We start from the raw sequence: 19,198 nt of genomic DNA on the forward strand, positions 1-19,198 counted from the left end.
CGTCAACATGTCTACACTGCGGACACGACCGAGGAGGCGGGGATGTCAGCGGAGGTTTCACCGGGGAAGCGGCGGCGGGGTCCGTCGATGGCTGACGTCGCCCGGCTGGCCGGCGTCTCCGGACAGACAGTCTCCCGGGTGGCGAACGATCGGCACAACGTCGACGCGGAGACCCGTGACCGGGTCCGGGCCGCGATGAACCAGCTCGGCTACCGGCCGAACAGCGCGGCCCGCGCGCTGCGGAACGGCGAGTACCGCAGCATCGGCGTGATCGTCTTCGAGCTGCACAGTTTCGGTACGACGCGCACGCTCGAGGCGATCGCCACCGCGGCCACGATCCGCGGGTATTCGATCAACCTCGTCCCCGTGCTGGACGTCACCCAGAGCGCGGTGACGAATGCCTTCGGGCGGCTGGGGGAGCAGGCGGTCGACGGCGTGATCATCCTGATCGAGGCGCACACGCTCGACTCCGTCGGCGTACGGCTGCCGGAAGGGCTCCCGGTCGTCGTGGTCGACTCGAGTGCGCAGTACGACTATCCGATCGTCGACACCGACCAGCGACAGGGCGCGCGGCTCGCGACCGAGCATCTGCTCGGCCTGGGGCACAAGACGGTCTGGCATCTCGGTGGGCCGCCGACCTCGTTCGCGGCGGACCGACGCCGGCGCTCGTGGGAGCAGACGCTGATCGACCACGGCCGGGAGGTGCCACCGGTGTTCGACGGCGACTGGTCGGCGACGTCCGGGTACGAGACCGGCTGCCGACTCGCTGAGGACGATCAGGTGACGGCGGTATTCGTGGCCAACGACCAGATGGCGCTCGGTCTGCTCCGTGCGTTGTATGAACGTGGGCGCGCGGTGCCCGACGACGTCAGCGTCGTCGGCTTCGACGACATGGAAGAGGCGGCCCATTTCTGGCCGCCTCTCACCACGGTCCGCCAGACTTTCACCGAGGTAGGTCGTCAGAGCGTCGACGCGCTGATCGCCGAGATCCACTCCGGCGAACACCACAACGCACCGGTCGCGGTCCCGACCGAGCTGATCATCCGCAAGAGCACCGCCCCGCCGTCAGACCGCGACTAGCACCGAGCGCATCAGGTCTGCGGTCTCGGTGGGGGTCTTGCCGACGCGTACGCCGGCGGCTTCGAGGGCCTCCTTCTTCGCGGCCGCCGTACCGGACGAGCCGGACACGATCGCGCCCGCGTGGCCCATCGTCTTGCCCTCCGGCGCGGTGAACCCGGCCACGTAGCCGACGACCGGCTTGGTCACGTTCTCCTTGATGAACGCCGCCGCCCGCTCCTCGGCGTCACCGCCGATCTCACCGATCATCACGATCGCGTCGGTGTCCGGGTCGTCCTGGAACGCCTTCAGCGCATCGATGTGCGTGGTCCCGATGATCGGGTCACCGCCGATGCCGATCGCCGACGAGAACCCGAAGTCCCGCAGCTCGTACATCATCTGGTACGTCAGCGTGCCCGACTTCGACACCAGACCGATCCGCCCGGGACCCGCGATATCCGCGGGAATGATCCCGGCGTTCGCACGGCCGGGGCTGATGATCCCCGGGCAGTTCGGGCCGATCACCCGCGTCCCGTTGGCCTGCGCGTGCGCGAAGAACGCCGCGGTGTCCTGCACCGGTACGCCTTCGGTGATCACCACGACCAGCGGTACACCGGCATCGACCGCCTCGATGACGGCGCCCTTGGTGAACCGTGGCGGCACGAACACGACCGACACGTCCGCGTCGGTCGCCTTCACCGCGTCGGCGCACGATCCGTACACCGGGATCGAGCGCTTCGCGAAGTCGACCGACTGGCCGCCCTTGCCGGGCGTCACGCCGCCGACGATCTCGGTGCCGGCGGCAAGCATCCGGCTGGTGTGCTTCAGTCCCTCGGACCCGGTCATGCCTTGTACGACGACCCGGCTCTTCTCGGTCAGGAAGATCGCCATCGTTACTGTCCCTTCTCCGCGGCGAGTTCTGCGGCTCGCGCCGCCGCGCCGTCCATCGTGTCCACCACGGTCACCAGCGGATGGTTGGCCTTGGCAAGGATCTTGCGACCTTCGTCGACGTTGTTGCCGTCCAGGCGCACGACCAGTGGCTTGTCGGCCTGGTCGCCGAGCAGTTCGAGCGCCTGCACGATGCCGTTCGAGACCGCGTCGCACGCGGTGATCCCGCCGAACACGTTCACGAACACACTGCGGACCTGCGCGTCGGACAGGATGATCCCGAGCCCGTTCGCCATCACCTCGGCCGAGGCGCCGCCGCCGATGTCGAGGAAGTTCGCCGGCTTCACGCCGTACCGCTCACCTGCACAAGCGACGACGTCGAGCGTGGACATGACCAGGCCGGCGCCGTTGCCGATGATGCCGACCGAGCCGTCCAGCTTGACGTAGTTCAAACCCTTCGCGATCGCCGCGGCTTCCAGTGGATCGGCGGAGGCGTGATCCTCGAAGGCGGCGTGGTCCGCGTGCCGGTACGACGCGTTTTCGTCGAGTGTCACCTTGCCGTCGAGCGCCTCGAGCGAACCGTCGCCCAACTTCACCAGCGGGTTCACCTCGACCAGCGACGCATCCTCGGCGACGAACACGTCCCACAACTTCCGTACGACGTCCTGTGCGCCGACCGGGAACCCGGCGGCCGCGACGATCTCCGCTGCCTTCGCATCGTCGACGCCGACGGCTGGATCGATGGACACCTTCGCGATCGCGTCCGGGTTGGTGTGCGCGACCTCCTCGATCTCCACGCCGCCTTCGGTGCTCGCGATGCACAGGTACTCGCGGTTGGCCCGATCGACGAGGAAGGAGAAGTAGTACTCGTCGGCGATGTCCGCGGCGGGGGCGAGCAGCACGCGGTGCACGGTGTGCCCCTTGATGTCCATCCCGAGGATCTCACCCGCCCTCGCCGACGCCTCCTCAGGTGTGGCAGCGAGCTTCACCCCGCCGGCCTTGCCACGGCCGCCGGTCTTCACCTGAGCCTTCACCACCACCCGGCCGCCCAGCTCCGCGGCCGCCTCTGCCGCGTCGGCCGGATCCCCGATCACCCGGCCGAGCGTCACCGGGACGCCGTGCCGGGCGAAGAGTTCCTTGGCTTGGTACTCCATCAGATCCACATCAGCCTCCTCGAAGGTCTTCAGGCGACTGTATTCGGTATGCAATCTGGTCACAAGAGCCGGGTTGCAACGCTCCAGGTCTGGACAGCCTCGGCGTGGAGGAGTACCACAGACTTCATACGGTATGCAGTAGTCAGGAGGCGACATGAATCACGTGATACCCACGCCCCGGGATGTGCGTGACGTCTACGGCCGGCGGTACCGGATCGGCGAGGACGCCCGTGAGCTGACCGGGCACCCGCGGCGCTGGCAGCTCTGGGCGGCCTGGGCCTGCATGGTCGCGATCAGCCCGTTGCAGTACTCGTTCGGCACTGCCGCCCTGGAGTTCGACCGAGGCTTGGGTACGCCGCAAACCCTGTGGCTGCTGGCGATCTTCGTTGCCTGCCAGGCATTGGTCGCGATCCCGGCCGCCTGGATCCAGCGGGTACGCCGGGCCACGCCGACGCAGCTCGTCGTCCTCGGCGGTGCGCTGGCCGCGATCGGTCTGGTCACGCTCGCCCACGCGCACAGCTACGTCGCGGCGGTGCTCGGCTACGCGCTTCTCGGCGGCATCGGTGCGGGTCTCGTGTACTCCGCTTGCATCACGACGTCGGCGCGCTGGTTCCCGGACCGGCGTACCGCGACGATCGGATTCGTCACGGGCGGCTTCGCTGTCGGCGCCGTACCGAGCATCCTCTTGCTGACTCTGTGGGATGAACGGATCGTCTTCGACCTTGCAGCTGGGATCGCTGTGCTGATCGTGCTGGTCGCGGGAGGCCTGCTGAAGGATCCGCCCAGGTACTGGTGGCCCGCGGATCTCGACGCGCAGGTGTGGGCAGTCGACCGGAAGCTGAATCGGAGCATCCCGAACAATGCTCCCGCCGTCCGGCACTACCGTCCCGCGGAGGCGATGCGCACCGGTGCGCTGCCGCTGATGTGGTTGCTGTTGGCCATCAGTACGGCGTTGTCCCTGCTCGGCATCGGTTTCGTCGCGAGCTACGGTGCCGGCTTCGGCCTGAGCGTCGCGGCCACCGCTGCTGGAATGCTTGCTGCTGTCAACGGTCTTGGCCGGTCGTCGGCAGGCCACTTGTCGGATCGATTCGGCCGCCGTCGCGTGCTGGCCGCCGTACTGATGATCGAGGGCTTCGCGCACGTCGGACTCGTGGTCGCCGGTAACGGCTGGGCCTTCGTCGTCTGCGCGATGTTCGCCGGCCTCGGGGGCGGTGCGTTCTATGCGATCATGGCCAACCTCGTCCTCGAGTTCTTCGGCGAGAACAGCCTGCTGCAGAACCAAGCCATCCTGTACTCCGCAAAGGCCGTCGGCGGACTGATCGGTATCGGAGCCGCCGCGTCGTTGATCGCGGTAGTCGGCTACCGCCCGCTCTTCTTGGGTGCCGGCCTGCTCGGCATCGTCACCGCGCTGAGCGTGCGACTACTCAAGCAACCCGGCCGCCCAGCACTCTCTGTCCGCCGCCAACTCGGTACGCCGGTGTCGGGCGAGTGAACGGTTACGCGAAGGTCCAGCGCCCGGATCCGTGTGTGATGGAGCTGGTGTCCCGCCTGGCCCAAGAGCCTTGGACCGATCGACCCGCGTCCGTACACCCGGTCCTCGGTGCAGTGGCGCGAGCCGTCCATGACCACAGCAGCTCCGCCGGTCGTCGGGAGCTGCTACCGCTCGCGCCGCAGTTCCTCGACACTGCGCGCCCCGGCTTCGAGCCGTCGGCCCGGCTGGTCGCGCTGTGCGTGTCGACCGCGCTGACCAGCGGTGAGATCACGGGGGACGAGCGGCGCCGGCTCGAGGCTGCGCACCGGACCGCGATGCATCTCCTCGGCGCGGAGGAGCATCCGGCCGGCGCGGCCCGCTGGTGGCTACCGGTCCTGGGACATCGGAGCGAGGCCTTCTATCGCACCTTCGTCGCGACCGAGCACGCAGCGGAAGCGGTCGCGGTCACCGCCAGGACAGCGAACGACGTACGACTCAGGAGTCTGCTCAAGCTGTGCCTCGCAGCTCAGCCCAAACCCTCGTGCTCCGCGTCGGCCCAGAAATCCGGGTCGTAGTCGCCGTCCGGGATCACCACTAGCTCGCCCCGATGCGGTGCGCGGACCTGCTGCTCCAGCCGGCGGAGGTCCGCCGTACACCGCTCCAGGTCGTCGAGCAGGCGCAGTACGTCGAGGTGCGGTCCGAGTCGATTCCTCAACGCCACAAGGGATTTCTCTAACGCGACCAAGGCCTGCCGGGTCCGCTCGAGCTCCTCGGGAATCGTCATCTAAGCCTCCTGGAAACGAGCTCTGGACAACCGCCACCCGGTGGGATAAGACTACGACTACACCATACGGTATGCAATCTACACACCAAGCCGCACGACGGCCTTCCGAGGAGATGACTGCAGATGGCGCAGACAGTGTCGGAGACCCAGCCCGCCGCCCAAGTGAATGAGCCGGAGACGATCTCCGGCGGTCACCTCGTCGCGAAGGCCTTGAAGGCCGAGGGGATCGACGTGATCTTCACGCTCTGCGGCGGTCACATCATCGACATCTACGACGGCTGCGTGGACGAGGGCATCGCGGTGGTCGACGTCCGGCACGAGCAGGTCGCCGCGCACGCCGCGGACGGCTACGCGCGAGTGACCGGCAAGCCCGGTTGCGCGGTCGTCACCGCCGGCCCGGGTACGACGGACGCGGTCACCGGTGTCGCGAACGCCTTCCGTGCCGAGAGCCCGATGTTGCTGATCGGTGGCCAGGGCGCACTGAACCAGCACAAGATGGGGTCCCTGCAGGACCTGCCGCACGTCGACATGATGACGCCGATCACCAAGTTCGCGGCGACCGTGCCGCACACCGCGCGCGTCGCCGACATGGTGTCGATGGCGTTCCGCGAGTCCCTCAACGGCGCACCCGGCCCGTCCTTCCTGGAGATCCCGCGCGACATCCTGGACAACTCGGTCCCGGTCGAGTCCGCGACGGTTCCCGAGGCCGGCCACTACCGCGCGTCCACGAAGAGCATCGGCGACCCGGCGAGCATCGAGGCGCTGGCCGACCTGCTGGTGCGGGCCGAGAAGCCCGTCGTACTGCTCGGCACCCAGGTGTGGACCGCCCGCGGGAGCGATGCGGCGACCGAGTTCGTGCGGACCCTCGACGTACCTGCCTTCATGAACGGCGCCGCCCGCGGCACGCTGCCGCCCGGCGATCCGCACCACTTCCACCTGTCCCGGCGGTACGGGTTCAACAACGCCGACCTGATCCTGATCGTCGGCACGCCGTTCGACTTCCGGATGGGGTACGGGCGCCGGTTGCCGAAGAGCGCGACCGTCGTACAGATCGACATGGACTACCGCACCGTCGGCAAGAACCGCGACATCGATCTCGGCCTGGTCGGCGACCCGGGCGCGATCCTCTCCGCGGTCACCCAGGCGGCGTCGGGCCGGCTGCACAAGACCGATCGCAAGGCCTGGTTCGCGGAGCTCCGCGCCGAGGAGGACGCGGCGTACCAGAAGCGCCTCCCGCGGCAACTGTCCGACGCGAACCCGATCCACCCGCTGCGGCTCGCGCACGAGATCAACGAGTTCCTCACCGAGGACTCGATCTACATCGGCGACGGCGGCGACATCGTGACGTTCTCCGGTGGCGTCGTACAGCCCAAGTCGCCCGGCCACTGGATGGACCCGGGACCGCTCGGCACGCTCGGCGTCGGCATCCCGTTCGTGCTCGCGGCGAAGTACGCGCGACCGGACAAGGAGGTCGTCGCGCTGTTCGGCGACGGTGCTTTCTCCTTGACCGGTTGGGACTTCGAGACCCTCGTCCGGTTCGACCTCCCGTTCGTCGGTGTCGTCGGCAACAACTCCTCGATGAACCAGATCCGCTACGGCCAGGAGGCGAAGTACGGCCACGACCGCGGCCGGATCGGCAACACCCTCGGCGACGTCAAGTACGACGAGTTCGCCCGGATGCTCGGCGGGTACGGCGAGGAGGTCCGCGACCCGAAGGACATCGGGCCGGCCCTGCTCCGGGCCCGCGAATCCGGACTGCCGTCGCTGATCAACGTCTGGGTCGACCCAGACGCCTACGCGCCCGGAACCATGAACCAGACCATGTACAAGTAAAGGGGACCCCAGCATGACGAAGGCCCTCGATGGTGTCCGTGTCCTCGACATGACACACGTGCAGTCCGGACCGTCCTGCACCCAGATCCTTGCCTGGCTCGGCGCCGATGTGATCAAGCTCGAGGCACCGACCGGCGACATCACCCGCCAGCAGCTGCGCGACCTCCCGGACGTCGACAGCCTCTACTTCACGATGCTCAACTGCAACAAGCGCAGCATCACGCTGAACATGAAGTCCGACCGCGGCAAGGAGATCTTCACCGACCTGGTGAAGAACGCCGACGTCCTGGTGGAGAACTTCGCCCCGGGCGCGATCGACCGGATGGGCTTCACCTGGGAACGCCTCCAGGAGCTCAATCCCGGTCTGGTGTTCGCCTCGATCAAGGGCTTCGGCCCGGGCCGGTACGAGAACTTCAAGGCGTACGAGGTCGTCGCCCAGGCGATGGGCGGCGCGATGAGTACGACGGGGTTCGAGGACGGACCGCCCACCGCGACCGGCGCGCAGATCGGCGACTCCGGAACCGGGATCCACCTGGTTGCCGGCATCCTCGCCGCCCTGTTCCAGCGCACGCATACCGGCAAGGGCCAGCGCGTGACCGTGGCCATGCAAGAGGCCGTACTGAACCTGACCCGGGTCAAGCTGCGCGACCAGCAGCGGCTCACGCACGGACCGCTGCGCGAGTACCCGAACGACAACTTCGGCACCGAGGTGCCGCGGTCCGGGAACGCGTCCGGCGGCGGTCAGCCCGGCTGGGCCCTTCGCTGTGCGCCGGGTGGGCCGAACGACTACATCTACGTGATCGTCCAGCCGCCCGGGTGGGCGCCGATCGCCGAGTTGATCGGCAAGCCGGAACTGGCCGAGGACCCGGACTGGGCGACGCCGGCCGCGCGGTTGGACAAGCTGGACAAGATGTTCGCGCTGATCGAGCAGTGGACCGAGCAGCACACGAAGTTCGAGGTGATGGACAAGCTCAACGCGCTGAACGTGCCGTGCGGGCCGATCATGTCCACCGCCGAGCTGATCGCGGACGAGACGCTGGCCGACCTCGGCGCGGTGGTCGAGGTGGAGCACCCGCAGCGCGGCACGTTCAAGACCGTCGGCTGCCCGATCAAGCTGTCCGACTCGCCGGTCGAGGTACAGACCTCACCCGGCCTCGGCGAACACAACTCCGCCATCTACGGCTCGCTCGGTATCGACACCGGTGAGCTCGAGGAACTCAAAGCCGCCGGTGTGATCTGAAATGGAGCTCATGGCATGACCTATGACAAGGCAGCAGTCCGGACCATCCTCGACCAGGCTCTGGCGGACGGCCGTACCTCGCTGAGCGCGCCCGAGGCCAAGCAGGTCGCCGACGCGTACGGCATCCCGACGCCGGGCGAGGGACTGGCCACGACTGCCGAGGGAGCCGCCGGTCTGGCCGCCGAGATCGGGTTCCCCGTCGTACTGAAGATCGTCTCGCCGGACATCCTGCACAAGACCGAGGCCGGCGGCGTGGTGGTCGGCGTGGACAGCTCCGACGCGGCCCGCGATGCGTTCGACAAGATCCTCGCCAATGCGCGGGCCTACAAGGCCGACGCGGCGATCACCGGCGTACAGGTGCAGAAGATGCTGGTCACCGGCGGTGACGTGCAGGAGGTCATCGTCGGCGCGGTCACCGATCCGACGTTCGGCAAGGTGGTCGCGTTCGGGCTGGGCGGCGTACTCGTCGAGGTGCTCAAGGATGTCACCTTCCGCCTGGCGCCACTGACGGCCGACGAGGCGCGGGCGATGGTCGACGGGATTGATGCGCACGAGATGCTCGAGGGCGTCCGAGGCGCGCGTCCGGTCGACAAGGACGCGGTGGGTGACCTGATCAAGCGGCTGTCGGACCTGGTCACCGACTTCCCGCAGTTCGCCGAGGTGGACCTGAACCCGGTGCTCGCCGGGCCGGACGGCGCGACCGCGGTGGACTTCCGGATCATCGTCGACGCCGAGGCCGGCAAGCCGGTCGAGCGGTTCAGTCAGGAGGAGATCCTGACCGCGATGACCCGGATCATGCGGCCTCGTGCGGTGGCCGTGATCGGAGCGTCCAACGAGGACGGCAAGATCGGCAACTCGGTGATGAAGAACCTGGTCAACGGCGGGTACGCCGGGGACATCTACCCGATCAACCCGCGCGGCGGGGAGGTGCTCGGGCGGAAGGCCTTCCCCAGCATTCTCGACGTGCCGGGTGACGTCGATGTCGCGGTGTTCGCCGTACCGGCCAAGTTCGTCGCCGGGGCTCTCGAGCAGTGCGGGCAGAAGGGCGTCGCCGGCGCGATCCTGATCCCGTCCGGGTTCGCCGAGACCGGCGAGCAGGAGCTCCAGGACGAGGTCGTCGCGATCGCCCGTGAACACAATGTCCGCATCCTGGGACCGAACATCTACGGCTACTACTACCTGCCGGAGAGCCTCTGCGCGACGTTCTGCACGCCGTACGACGTGCGCGGGTCCGTTGCCCTGTCGTCGCAGTCGGGTGGGATCGGGATGGCGATCCTCGGGTTCAGCCGGTCCAGCCGGATGGGGGTCTCCGCGATCGTTGGGGTAGGCAACAAGGCCGACATCGACGAGGATGACCTCCTGACCTTCTTCGAGAGCGATGACAACACCAACCTGATCGCCATGCATCTTGAGGACTTGAAGGACGGCCGGGCGTTCGCCGAGACGGCGGCCCGGGTGTCCAAGAAGAAGCCGGTCGTCGTGCTGAAGGCCGGCCGGACGTCCATGGGTGCGCGGGCGGCGAGCTCGCACACCGGCGCGCTGGCCGGCGACGACAAGGTGTACGACGACATCCTGCGGCAGAGCGGCGTCGTCCGGGCGCCGGGGCTGAACGAGATGCTGCAGTACGCGCGCGGCATCCCGCTGCTGCCGACGCCGAAGGGTGAGAACGTCGTCATCATCACCGGCGCGGGCGGTTCCGGCGTACTGCTGTCGGACGCCTGTGTGGACAACGGGCTCACCTTGATGGACATCCCGGCCGATCTCGACGCGGCGTTCCGGAAGTTCATCCCGCCGTTCGGTGCCGCCGGCAACCCTGTGGACATCACCGGTGGCGAGCCGCCGTCGACCTACCGGAACACGGTCGCGCTCGGGCTGTCCGACGAGCGCATCCACGCCCTGATTCTCGGCTACTGGCACACGATCGTGACGCCGCCGATGGTGTTCGCTCGCCTCGTCGCCGAGGTGGTCGAGGAGTTCCGGGCCAAGGGCATCGACAAGCCGGTCGTGGCCTCGCTGTCCGGCGACGTCGAGGTCGAGGAGGCATCGCAGTACCTGTTCGACCACGGTGTGGTCGCGTACCCGTACACCACCGAGACCCCGGTCCAGGTTCTCGGTGCGAAGTACCGCTGGGCCCGGAACGCCGGGCCGCTCGGCCTCAGTTGATCTCTTGATTGGAGGAAGCAGTCTGCGGGGGAGTTGGTAGTCAGCTAGTTGGCGTCGAACTTAGGAGTCCGCCTTGGACGTCACGAGCAAGACCTCAGAAGTGCCCGAAGAGCCGGCCGCCGCGGTCCCTGCGACCGAGAAGGTCTGGAAAGCGGGCAGGCTCGAACCGATGCCGATCCGGAAACTTCCGGACGCACCGCCCTCCATCCACATCCTCGGTCCGACCGTCTTCCTGGTCGCACTGGGAGTGGGGATGGGGGAGTCGTACATGTGGCCCCGGCTCGTCCTGGTGTTCGGGCCGGATATCCGCTGGTTGTTCATGGTCGGTGTCACGCTGCAGGCGTTCGTGCTGCTGGAGATGGCGCGGTACGCGATGGCGACCGGGGAGAGCATCTTCTTCGGTGCGGCACGGATCTTCAAACCGATGATGTGGTTCTTCTACGTCGCGGCGATCCTGATCTATATGTGGCCGGGGCATCTATCTGCCGGCGCGGCCGCGTTCGAAGAGATCACCGGCATACCTTGGCAGGTCACCGCGTGCGTGGCTCTGGTGTTCGTCGGTGTGCTGTTCAGTCTGTTGTCGGTGATCTACAACTTCCTCGAGAAACTCTTGGGCCTGCTGATCGGCTTGCTGGTGGTCGGTACGTCGGTCATCGCGGCGATCGTCGGGAACTGGGACGACCTCGCGCAGACGCTGCAGGGCATGTTCGCGTTCGGGTACTTCCCGGACAAGGCGATGACCTCGGCCTGGTTCCCGATCGTGGTCGGGTCGATCGCGTTCGCCGGCCCGTCCGGGATGCAGCAGATGTGGTACACGCTGCAGTTGCGGGACAGCGGTGCGGGCATGGGTGCGCACATTCCCAAGATCCGGGGTCTGCGGGCCGCGGGCGAGGCGGAGTCGATGCCGTCGCGCGGGTTCATGTTCGACACCGAGGACCCGGCCGAGATGGCGAAGTGGAAGGGCTGGCGCAAGTGGGTCACGTTCGACGCGCTGCTGCTCTTCTGGGGCATCACGATGCTGGTGACGATCTCGTTCACCGTGCTCGCGATGTCGGCGGCACGGGAGAATCCGAACGTCGCTTCGCTGATCGAGGGCGGTGACCGGGAGGCAGCGCTGAAGGCCATGTCGGACGCGTTCGCGGCGGCCGGGTCGCCGGTGCTGGGGACGTTGTTCTTCGCCTTCATCGCGCTGATCGGGCTGAACGCGACCCTGGGACTGTTCGACTCGTTCTCCCGCGGTCAGGCGGACATGACGTACTACTTCGTACCGGGCGCCAAACGGTTCTCGATGTCGCGGTTGTACGCCGGGTTCCTGTGGGGCGTGATCCTGTTCGGCATCCTGATCCTGCTGTTCGGGCCGGCCGACGGACCGGCGGGGATCCTGGACATCCTCGCCTTCTTGTCCACGTTCGCGATGGGTGCCTATTGCATCGTGTTGCTGCTGACCAACAACATGCTGCTGCCCAAGAAGATCAGGCCCGGTCCGGTGCGGAACGTGATCATCGGGTTCGGGGCAGTCTTCTATCTCGGGATGCTGTTCTACTGCCTGGTCCGCTTCGGTGTGGTCGTGGACTGACATGGCTTCGTACAAGCAATTGGCCGAGTATTCGGTCCCGGCCGCGGCGGTCGGCGTCGCAGCTGGGTTCATCGCTGGAGGGTTGGCCGGTTTCGCCGGCCAGCCCTTCGGCTGGGCGGTGCTGACGGGGTTCGGCCTCGGCGTACCGCTGGTTCTTTTTGGCGCGGGGTACGCCGTACTCGCGGCTCTGGGGAAGGTCCCGGCCGGGGTGTTTGCGCCGGCGGCGGTGTATTGGGCGGTTGCCTTTCCACTCTCGCTGTTGGTGCATGCGGTGGTGACTTCGTGGGTGATCACCGGTACGCCGGGGTTGCCGCCGGAGGTGGGGAAGTTCCTCGCGTTCCGGGCGCTGGTGAGCATGGGGTTCGCGATCGGCTTCCTCTGGATGCACGAACAGCTCGGCCGCCTGTGGTGGCCGCGCATCCTGGACCACAACATCTACGCCCGCCGAACCGTCGAGGCCTACGCCCACCTGGCCACCGCCCTGGAGGCCCGCAAGGCCGCCACCGGCAGGGGCCGCAAGAAGCGGGTCGCTTGAAGTAGCAGCCGGAAGGTGGCGAAAGGGCGTTGAGCCCTTTCGCCACCTTTCTGCGTTGAACAGGCCGTCGCTTGAGCCGGTACTCGGTGATACCGTATAGTGGTACTTGGTGATACGGAGTACCGAGGGGAGTGGCTCGCGGATGGATGACCTGACGGAGATGTTGAAGGGCACGTTGGAGGGTTGTGTGCTCGAGATCATCGGTCGCGAGGAGACCTACGGGTATGTGATCACGCGCCAGTTGAACGAGCTCGGCTTCGTCGACGTCGTCGAGGGGACCGTCTACACGATCTTGATGCGGCTCGAGCGGAACGGGCTGGTTCAGGTGGCGAAGCGGCCGTCGGGGATGGGGCCGCCGCGGAAGTTCTATTCGCTCAACGACGCGGGGCGGGCGGAGCTCACGAAGTTCTGGGCGAAGTGGGAGTACCTGTCATCCCGAATCGACAAACTCAAGGAGGGTGGGCGATGAGTTTCTGGGACACCATCACCGGCAACGACCTCACCAGGGAATACAAGGCGTTCGAAGTCCGCGCCGCAGCATTGCCGGCCGACTATCGGGCCGCCTGGGAGCAGATCAAGGCCCACCTGACGCCGTACTCGGGCTTCACCGGTCGCAACCTGATGCCGATTCTCGACGGCGCCCTCGGCCTGCTCGAGGAAACGGCGGCCGACGGGCAGAGCATCGACGACGTGCTGGGCGACGACATCGCAGGCTTCTGCGCGGCGCTCGCCGGTGGAGAAGGAGCTCGGACCTACCGCGACCGGTGGCGCGAGCAGCTGAACCGCAACGTCGCAAGGAAACTCGGCCGGCTAGGAGACTGACGTGGGCATCCAAGACATCATCGAAGGCAAGAAGCAGTGGCGTGCGCACGTGGCCCGGGTCAAGGCGCTCCCGCCGGATTACCAGATCGTCTACAACGAGATCCAGAAGTACCTGTTCAAGGTCGGCCCGACCGACCTCACCGAAGGAAACCTTCTCGCCGGATTGGTGGACTTCTTCGAAGAAGGAGTCGCCGCCGGCAAGGGAGTCATCGAACTCATCGGCCCCGACGTAGCCGCCTTCAGCGACGACCTGATCAAAGACTCCCGCACCTACGCCGACATCTACCAGGAATCCATCACCAAGAAGACCGAGAACTAGGTCGTGCGGCGACGGCGGCGGGGTGTGGTGTCGGGTTCGGGGGTTTCGACGGGGTCGGCTCCGGCCTGGAGGTCGTGGTAGGCCTTGCGGGTGTGTTCGGTGTGTTCGCGCATGATCTGGGCGGCCTTGTCCTCGTCACCTTCACTGATGGCTTTGACGAGGCGGTTGTGTTCGCGCCACGAGGCGGCGCCGCGGACCGGGGCCACGGGCGTGTAGTACCAGCGGACCCGGCGGTCGACCTGCGCGGCGAAGTCGACGAGGAAGCGGTTGCCGGACATCTCGGTGATCAGGCTGTGGAGCTCGGCGTTGGTGCGGACGGTGCCGTCGATGTCGCCGGACTCCTGGTAGGCCGTACCGACCTTGCAGAGCTCGCGCAGACGGGCCACGTCCTCCTTCGTGGCGTGACGGGCCGCAAGACGAGCGGACTCCGACTCGAGCGCCGCGCGGGCCGCCAGCAGCTGGTCGACCTCGTCCTCGGCGGGCACATGCACCATCGCGCCGAAACCGGGGCGCAGGTCCACCCAGCCCTCGTTGTTGAGGCGCTGCAGGGCCTCACGCACGGGCTGCCGGGAGACGCCCAGCAGGCCGGCCAGCTCGACCTCGACCAGGTGCCGGCCGCGCTCGAGGGTGCCGTCGATGATCATCTCGGTCAGGGCCTCGTACACCGACTCCCGCAACGGCGTCGGCCGCTTGACGTGCCGCACCCCGGCCGGTTCCGCACCCGCCCCTGGCCCTGCGCTGATCGTCGTCATGAGATCCCTTCCCGAAAACAGCACGGCACTTGGTAGACAGTCTACCAAGTGCCATGCCCTGACATATAGCCGCCGCCCGGAGTGTCAGGCGGCCGACTCGTCCGCTCGCCGGTCGTCGTCGCGAGCGGTGCTCGCCTCGCCGGTCAGCTTGGCGAGTTCGGCGTCCAGATCGAGCGGGGTGGACAGCTCCTGCTGCAGCTCCGGGGCATCCGGGAACTGCGGGCGAGCCGCCAGAGCGCCGAACCTACGTGTGAAGATCATTTCTACCCTTCCTTGAATTCTGGCTTCTGTATACATTCAACCAGAGGTACTCGCCGGTTATGCCCGCGTCTCACGTGATCCGGCTTACACCCGGGTCGAGTACGAATGCGCTCCCGCACCGGCCAGTCGCCCGCCGTCGACGATCAGGTACTCGTCGCGGATCGGCGTACCGGCCAGCCACGATTCGAGGATCTCGCGGGTGCCCGCGGCGTACCGGGTCTGGGCCGACAGCGACGAGCCGGAGATGTGCGGCGTCATCCCGTGGTGCGGCATGGTCCGCCACGGGTGGTCGGCCGGTGCGGGTTGCGGGTACCAGACGTCGCCCGCGTACCCGGCCAGCTGACCGCTCTCCAGTGCGCGGACGATCGCATCGGGGTCTGTGATGCGAGCCCGCGCGGTGTTGATCAGATACGTCCCGCGCTTCATCGTCCCGAGCAACTTGTCCCCGAACAGGCCCTCGGTCTCAGGATGTAGCGGCGCGTTGATCGTCACGACATCGCAGTGCGGCACCATGTCGGCCGCGCTCGGGTGGAAGGTCAGCCCCAGTTCCCGCTCGACCGACTCCGGCAGCCTGTGCCTGTCGGTGTAGTGCAGCTTCACGTCGAACGGCGCCAGCCGACGCAGTACTGCGGTCCCGATCCGGCCGGCCGCGACCGTACCGACGTGCATGCCCTCGAGGTCGTACGAGCGCGCCACGCAGTCCGCGATGTTCCAGCCACCATCCCATACGGTTTGGTATGCCGGGAGGTAGTTGCGCACCAGTCCGAGGATCATCATCACCACGTGCTCGGCGACGCTGACGCTGTTCGAATAGGTGACCTCGGCAACGGTCATGCCGTGGTCGATCGCGGCGTCCAGATCGACATGGTCGGAGCCGATGCCGGCGGTGATCGCGAGCTTCAGCTTCGGCGCCTTCGCGATCCGCTCGGCGGTCAGGTACGCCGGCCAGAATGGTTGTGAGATCACCACGTCGGCGTCGGGCAGCTCGCGATCGAGCACTGAGTCAGCGCCCTCCTTGTCGGACGTCACGACCAGCGTGTGGCCCTGGCTCTCGAGGAAGTCGCGCAGCCCCAGCTCGCCGGACACGCTGCCGAGCAAGGTGCCCGGCGTGAAGTCGATGGCCTTCGGTGAGGGTGCGGTCTGGCCGCCGGGGTAGCCGTCGATGGTCGGGATGTCGTCCCGCGCGTACGACGTGGGGTAGCCGGTCGCGGGGTCGTCGTACAGGACGCAGACTATCTTCGCCATGATGGGAATCTCCTTGTTCTGAAGGGATTTCCACCATCGCGGTCTCACGGTCCGACGGTCAAAGACTTGCTCGCTATGTCGAGATAGCCGGAATCCATCAGATGTACGTCGAGTAGATCGTCGAGGGCTTTGTGTACGCCGGCCTGCCGCGCGACGTCGAGCAACGCTCGCGCGAGAACGGGCTCGGGACTGCGCGCCGCGATCACCAGACCGACCCGCGGCCCGTGCGCCGGACCTTTGAGCGGTACGACGCGCATCCCGTCCGGTACGCCGAACATGTGCAACCAGGCGTGCGAGATCACGGTCGACCAATGGTTGCCGTGCAGGTGGCTGTACAACCCGGAGACGGTGTCGCTCTCGATCGCCGGCGTCGCGGTCACGCCGTCGTCGGTGAAGTAGCTGTTCATGATCCGGCGGTTGCGCATCTCGGGGGAGAGCAGACAGAGCGGAAGCTCGGCGACCTCTGCCCAGGTGGCGACGGGTTGCTCGGCGAGCTCGGTGTGGGTCGGAGTCAGCAACAGATAGCGCTCTTCGTACAGCGGCGTTTTGCGGACCTGGCCGAGCGTGTCGTCGTCGAGATACGTCATCGCGACGTCGAGATCGAACTCCGCGAGCTTCTGCGTGATGTCCCGCGAGGACAGCGATTCCAGCGTCACCCGGGCATTCGTGTGCCGCGCGCAGAAAGGTGTCGTGAGCAACGAGACCACCGGCATCGCGGTCGGGATCGCGCCGAGCCGGAGCGTCCCGTTGAGCCCGCCGCGCATCACCGACAACTCGTGCCGGAGCGCGTCCTGCTCGGAGAGGATGCGCTGCGCCCAGAGCAGCACTCGCTCGCCCTCCGGGGTCAGCCCCTCGAATCGCCGGCCGCGACGCACGATCGGTACGTCGAGCTCCTGCTCGAGCTTGCGGATCGCGGCCGACAACGACGGCTGGGAGACGTAACAGGCTTCCGCCGCCCGGGCGAAATGCTTCTCGCGGGCGAGGGCGACGAGGTACTCCAGTTGACGGAGCAGCATCAATGAACCCGGGATGGTGTGCAGTCGCCTGTATACATAATCCAACTGTAGTGAGGTCCGCCGTCGCCTGGAAGATCTCGGCGTGTTGTGATGTGGATCACATGGTGTCTTTCCGGCGCGGATCCGTTCGACGGATGGGCAGAGATCTCTCTGGCAAAGGAGCTGTGATGCAGAAGGTGGTTTCCAAGGACGGCACCGAGCTCGCCTGCGACACGTACGGCAGCGGTCCGGTCCTGGTGCTGGTCGCGGGTGGGTTCACGGATCGCTCGCGGTACGTCGACGACGCCAAGGCGCTGTCGTCCGCGTTCACGGTGGTGAACTACGACCGGCGTGGTCGCGGTGACTCGGGCGACACCCTGCCGTACACCGTGGAGCGTGAGTGGGAGGACCTGGAGGCGATCCGCTCGGCGACCGATGCGCAGTACGCCTGTGCGTACTCGTCCGGGTCGATGGTGCTCCTGCAGGCCGGACTGCCGTTCGACAAGCAGGCGGTACTGGAGCCGCCGTTCCGGGTCGAAGGAGCACCGCCGGTGCCGGACCGGTACGTCGAGCGGCTGCAGGAGTTCGTCGACGCCGGGAACCCCGGTGGGGCGGCGGAGCTGTTCATGGTCGAGGCAGTGGGTCAGCCGAAAGAGGCGGTCGACCAGATCCGGCAGACGCCGATGTGGGCCGGCATGGAGGCGATCGCGCACACCCTCGTGTACGACGGCCTGCAGATGGGCGACAGCGCCGTACCGCGGGAGTTGCTGGCGTCGGTCGACGTACCGACGCTGGCTATGTTCAGCAACGCAAGTCCGGACTGGTTGAAGGACGCGGCGCGGCAGGCGGCCGAGGCACTTCCGCACGGATCGCTGCAGGGACATGACGGGACGTTCCACACGTTGCCGCCGGAGACGATGGCTCGGGTGCTGACGGGCTACTTCCTGAGTGCGTGAACTGGTCGGCCCGGTAGGACCCGGTCCAGTAGGCGTTTGAGGCGTGGCGCGAGCGGCCGCTCGACGCCGTAGTGCAGTGCGGCCGCAATCCCGATCATCAGCAGCATCGTGGCGGCGACCAGGAGGACATGGTTCACCTGGTCGCCGAGGCGCTCGAACATGATGAAGCCGATGTGCGCGTGCACGAGGTAGAGCGGGTAGGTCAGCGCCCCGAGGATGGCGAACCACGGTCGGCCGAGGTGGTGTGTGAGCTTCAACGCGACGGCCAGCATGATGGCGAAGATCGCGATGATGATCGCGACGACGGCGGTCCGGTGGATCTCGGTGTGGTAGCGGACGCCGACTCGGTCTGCGAACCCGATGCCGCGGTAGATCGCGTTGCCGAGGGCGATCGCCACGATCGCGACGGTCTGTCGGGTCGCGCCGTACCGGTGGATCAGGCAGAGGGCCATGCCGGCGATGAAGTAGTGCGAGAACTGGGTGTTGAGCACCAGGTCGGTTGCGTGCGGCAACAGCCCGGCCTGGAACACGAAGGTCGCGGCGAGCCAGGCCCAGAGGAAGATCGTGACCCGGCGGGCGGTGATGCCGATGAAGGTGAGCACGAGGATCATCGCGTAGAAGCGGACCTCGGCCCACAGCGTCCAGTAGACGACGTCGACGTTCCGGATGTTCGGCAGCGAGTTGAACATGGTCAGATTGGCGAGGTACTGCGGGAGCGAGACGGGGAACCGTCCTTGGCTGAAGGCGACGGAGACGAACGCGGTGAGGCTGACCGCGATCCAGTACGCCGGGTACAGCCGGACTGCGCGCGAGATGACGAATGATCGCGGGCTCCGATCCCACGCGCTGAGCAGCACCACGAATCCGCTGATCGTGAAGAACAGGTCGACGCCCAGATACCCGTAGCGCGCGACAACGTCCACCTGCGGGAAATGCATCGCGGACGTGCCGTCGGCGTACGAAGAGAACAGATAGTGGTACGCCATCACCGAGAACGCCGCGAAGATCCGCAACAGGTCAATCTCGTGGAGCCGTCCCCGTCCGCGTTCCACAGCCGTCCTTACCCTTGGAGTCCCTTTCCGGCTCCACTACATCGCGGCAGGTGATCGCGATCGTCAGCCCACGGCAGGATTCGGTCGTCCGACCTG

At 67.0% G+C, this 19,198-nt stretch carries 20 protein-coding genes; 12 read left to right on the plus strand and 8 right to left on the minus strand.

The annotated features are described in order from the left end of the window. The first annotated feature begins 42 nt into the window (after positions 1 to 42). On the plus strand, positions 43 to 1,080 hold the full coding sequence (locus OHA10_RS22230) for a LacI family DNA-binding transcriptional regulator (RefSeq protein WP_371400682.1): 1,038 nt from the start codon (positions 43 to 45) through the stop codon (positions 1,078 to 1,080). On the opposite strand, the gene sucD is transcribed toward OHA10_RS22230, so the two are convergent. Next, positions 1,066 to 1,947, minus strand: a complete 882-nt coding sequence (gene sucD, locus OHA10_RS22235; protein ID WP_371400683.1) for a succinate--CoA ligase subunit alpha — start codon at positions 1,945 to 1,947, stop codon at positions 1,066 to 1,068. The genes OHA10_RS22230 and sucD overlap by 15 nt on opposite strands. A 2-nt stretch (positions 1,948 to 1,949) precedes the next feature. Then, positions 1,950 to 3,107: an ADP-forming succinate--CoA ligase subunit beta gene (gene sucC, locus OHA10_RS22240; protein ID WP_371400684.1), complete on the minus strand. Its 1,158-nt coding sequence runs from the start codon at positions 3,105 to 3,107 to the stop codon at positions 1,950 to 1,952. Between the two features lie 145 nt (positions 3,108 to 3,252). Between sucC and OHA10_RS22245 the strand changes: the two genes are divergently transcribed. Continuing rightward, on the plus strand, positions 3,253 to 4,590 hold the full coding sequence (locus OHA10_RS22245) for an MFS transporter (protein ID WP_371400685.1): 1,338 nt from the start codon (positions 3,253 to 3,255) through the stop codon (positions 4,588 to 4,590). Next, positions 4,587 to 5,144 (plus strand): hypothetical protein, encoded by a 558-nt coding sequence (locus OHA10_RS22250; protein ID WP_371400686.1) that lies wholly within the window; start codon positions 4,587 to 4,589, stop codon positions 5,142 to 5,144. The genes OHA10_RS22245 and OHA10_RS22250 overlap by 4 nt, the downstream gene beginning before the upstream one ends. On the opposite strand, the gene OHA10_RS22255 is transcribed toward OHA10_RS22250, so the two are convergent. After that, positions 5,096 to 5,353 (minus strand): hypothetical protein, encoded by a 258-nt coding sequence (locus tag OHA10_RS22255; RefSeq protein ID WP_371400687.1) that lies wholly within the window; start codon positions 5,351 to 5,353, stop codon positions 5,096 to 5,098. The two genes, OHA10_RS22250 and OHA10_RS22255, sit on opposite strands and share 49 nt — an antisense overlap. 123 nt (positions 5,354 to 5,476) lie before the next feature. Here OHA10_RS22255 and OHA10_RS22260 point away from each other — a divergent pair, with 123 nt between their 5' ends. From OHA10_RS22260 to OHA10_RS22295, 8 genes are all read left to right on the plus strand, one after another. Beyond that, the gene (locus OHA10_RS22260; protein WP_371400688.1) at positions 5,477 to 7,186 is read left to right on the plus strand and encodes a thiamine pyrophosphate-binding protein; all 1,710 of its coding nucleotides are present in this window, start codon (positions 5,477 to 5,479) and stop codon (positions 7,184 to 7,186) included. A gap of 13 nt (positions 7,187 to 7,199) precedes the next feature. Further along, entirely contained in the window at positions 7,200 to 8,426 is a 1,227-nt protein-coding gene (frc, locus tag OHA10_RS22265; protein WP_371400689.1) for a formyl-CoA transferase, read from the plus strand. 15 nt (positions 8,427 to 8,441) lie between these two features. Further along, positions 8,442 to 10,589: an acetate--CoA ligase family protein gene (locus OHA10_RS22270; RefSeq protein WP_371400690.1), complete on the plus strand. Its 2,148-nt coding sequence runs from the start codon at positions 8,442 to 8,444 to the stop codon at positions 10,587 to 10,589. A gap of 169 nt (positions 10,590 to 10,758) precedes the next feature. Then, the gene (locus OHA10_RS22275) at positions 10,759 to 12,165 is read left to right on the plus strand and encodes an Nramp family divalent metal transporter (protein WP_371400691.1); all 1,407 of its coding nucleotides are present in this window, start codon (positions 10,759 to 10,761) and stop codon (positions 12,163 to 12,165) included. 1 nt (position 12,166) lies between these two features. Continuing rightward, positions 12,167 to 12,700 carry a hypothetical protein gene (locus tag OHA10_RS22280; RefSeq protein WP_371400692.1) on the plus strand — a complete coding sequence of 178 codons (534 nt, stop codon included), beginning with the start codon at positions 12,167 to 12,169 and terminating at the stop codon, positions 12,698 to 12,700. A gap of 142 nt (positions 12,701 to 12,842) precedes the next feature. After that, positions 12,843 to 13,169 (plus strand): PadR family transcriptional regulator, encoded by a 327-nt coding sequence (locus tag OHA10_RS22285; RefSeq protein WP_371400693.1) that lies wholly within the window; start codon positions 12,843 to 12,845, stop codon positions 13,167 to 13,169. Beyond that, complete coding sequence (locus OHA10_RS22290) at positions 13,166 to 13,522, plus strand: DUF1048 domain-containing protein (RefSeq protein ID WP_371400694.1); 357 nt, start codon at positions 13,166 to 13,168, stop codon at positions 13,520 to 13,522. Before OHA10_RS22285 ends, OHA10_RS22290 begins: the two co-directional genes overlap by 4 nt. Before the next feature lies 1 nt (position 13,523). Continuing rightward, a complete protein-coding gene (locus OHA10_RS22295; protein WP_371400695.1) occupies positions 13,524 to 13,841 on the plus strand; it encodes a DUF1048 domain-containing protein in 318 nt (105 codons plus the stop codon). On the opposite strand, the gene OHA10_RS22300 is transcribed toward OHA10_RS22295, so the two are convergent. From OHA10_RS22300 to OHA10_RS22315, 4 genes are all read right to left on the minus strand, one after another. Beyond that, positions 13,838 to 14,593, minus strand: a complete 756-nt coding sequence (locus OHA10_RS22300; RefSeq protein WP_371400696.1) for a GntR family transcriptional regulator — start codon at positions 14,591 to 14,593, stop codon at positions 13,838 to 13,840. The two genes, OHA10_RS22295 and OHA10_RS22300, sit on opposite strands and share 4 nt — an antisense overlap. 84 nt (positions 14,594 to 14,677) lie before the next feature. Continuing rightward, positions 14,678 to 14,854 carry a hypothetical protein gene (locus tag OHA10_RS22305; protein WP_371400697.1) on the minus strand — a complete coding sequence of 59 codons (177 nt, stop codon included), beginning with the start codon at positions 14,852 to 14,854 and terminating at the stop codon, positions 14,678 to 14,680. A gap of 84 nt (positions 14,855 to 14,938) precedes the next feature. Then, a complete protein-coding gene (locus OHA10_RS22310) occupies positions 14,939 to 16,099 on the minus strand; it encodes an NAD-dependent formate dehydrogenase (protein WP_371400698.1) in 1,161 nt (386 codons plus the stop codon). A 44-nt stretch (positions 16,100 to 16,143) separates the two neighbouring features. Further along, the gene (locus OHA10_RS22315) at positions 16,144 to 17,115 is read right to left on the minus strand and encodes a LysR family transcriptional regulator (protein ID WP_371400699.1); all 972 of its coding nucleotides are present in this window, start codon (positions 17,113 to 17,115) and stop codon (positions 16,144 to 16,146) included. 167 nt (positions 17,116 to 17,282) lie between these two features. On the opposite strand from OHA10_RS22315, the gene OHA10_RS22320 reads away from it, so the two are divergent. Next, positions 17,283 to 18,050 carry an alpha/beta fold hydrolase gene (locus OHA10_RS22320; protein WP_371400700.1) on the plus strand — a complete coding sequence of 256 codons (768 nt, stop codon included), beginning with the start codon at positions 17,283 to 17,285 and terminating at the stop codon, positions 18,048 to 18,050. On the opposite strand, the gene OHA10_RS22325 is transcribed toward OHA10_RS22320, so the two are convergent. Continuing rightward, entirely contained in the window at positions 18,032 to 19,102 is a 1,071-nt protein-coding gene (locus tag OHA10_RS22325) for an acyltransferase family protein (RefSeq protein WP_371400701.1), read from the minus strand. The genes OHA10_RS22320 and OHA10_RS22325 overlap by 19 nt on opposite strands. Positions 19,103 to 19,198: the final 96 nt, after the last annotated feature.

It is taken from the genome of Kribbella sp. NBC_00662, from assembly GCF_041430295.1.
Classification (GTDB): domain Bacteria; phylum Actinomycetota; class Actinomycetes; order Propionibacteriales; family Kribbellaceae; genus Kribbella.

Bases quoted from the DNA above. Each gene is read 5' to 3' on its own strand.
- OHA10_RS22290 (WP_371400694.1), top strand. From the start codon at position 13,166: ATGAGTTTCTGGGACACCATCACCGGCAACGACCTCACCAGGGAATAC.
- frc (WP_371400689.1), top strand. From the start codon at position 7,200: ATGACGAAGGCCCTCGATGGTGTCCGTGTCCTCGACATGACACACGTG.
- OHA10_RS22315 (WP_371400699.1), bottom strand. From the start codon at position 17,115: ATGCTGCTCCGTCAACTGGAGTACCTCGTCGCCCTCGCCCGCGAGAAG.
- OHA10_RS22270 (WP_371400690.1), top strand. From the start codon at position 8,442: ATGACCTATGACAAGGCAGCAGTCCGGACCATCCTCGACCAGGCTCTG.
- OHA10_RS22255 (WP_371400687.1), bottom strand. From the start codon at position 5,353: ATGACGATTCCCGAGGAGCTCGAGCGGACCCGGCAGGCCTTGGTCGCG.
- OHA10_RS22280 (WP_371400692.1), top strand. From the start codon at position 12,167: ATGGCTTCGTACAAGCAATTGGCCGAGTATTCGGTCCCGGCCGCGGCG.
- OHA10_RS22305 (WP_371400697.1), bottom strand. From the start codon at position 14,854: ATGATCTTCACACGTAGGTTCGGCGCTCTGGCGGCTCGCCCGCAGTTC.
- OHA10_RS22230 (WP_371400682.1), top strand. From the start codon at position 43: ATGTCAGCGGAGGTTTCACCGGGGAAGCGGCGGCGGGGTCCGTCGATG.
- OHA10_RS22245 (WP_371400685.1), top strand. From the start codon at position 3,253: ATGAATCACGTGATACCCACGCCCCGGGATGTGCGTGACGTCTACGGC.
- OHA10_RS22320 (WP_371400700.1), top strand. From the start codon at position 17,283: ATGCAGAAGGTGGTTTCCAAGGACGGCACCGAGCTCGCCTGCGACACG.
- sucD (WP_371400683.1), bottom strand. From the start codon at position 1,947: ATGGCGATCTTCCTGACCGAGAAGAGCCGGGTCGTCGTACAAGGCATG.
- OHA10_RS22300 (WP_371400696.1), bottom strand. From the start codon at position 14,593: ATGACGACGATCAGCGCAGGGCCAGGGGCGGGTGCGGAACCGGCCGGG.
- OHA10_RS22275 (WP_371400691.1), top strand. From the start codon at position 10,759: ATGCCGATCCGGAAACTTCCGGACGCACCGCCCTCCATCCACATCCTC.
- OHA10_RS22260 (WP_371400688.1), top strand. From the start codon at position 5,477: ATGGCGCAGACAGTGTCGGAGACCCAGCCCGCCGCCCAAGTGAATGAG.
- OHA10_RS22310 (WP_371400698.1), bottom strand. From the start codon at position 16,099: ATGGCGAAGATAGTCTGCGTCCTGTACGACGACCCCGCGACCGGCTAC.
- OHA10_RS22285 (WP_371400693.1), top strand. From the start codon at position 12,843: ATGGATGACCTGACGGAGATGTTGAAGGGCACGTTGGAGGGTTGTGTG.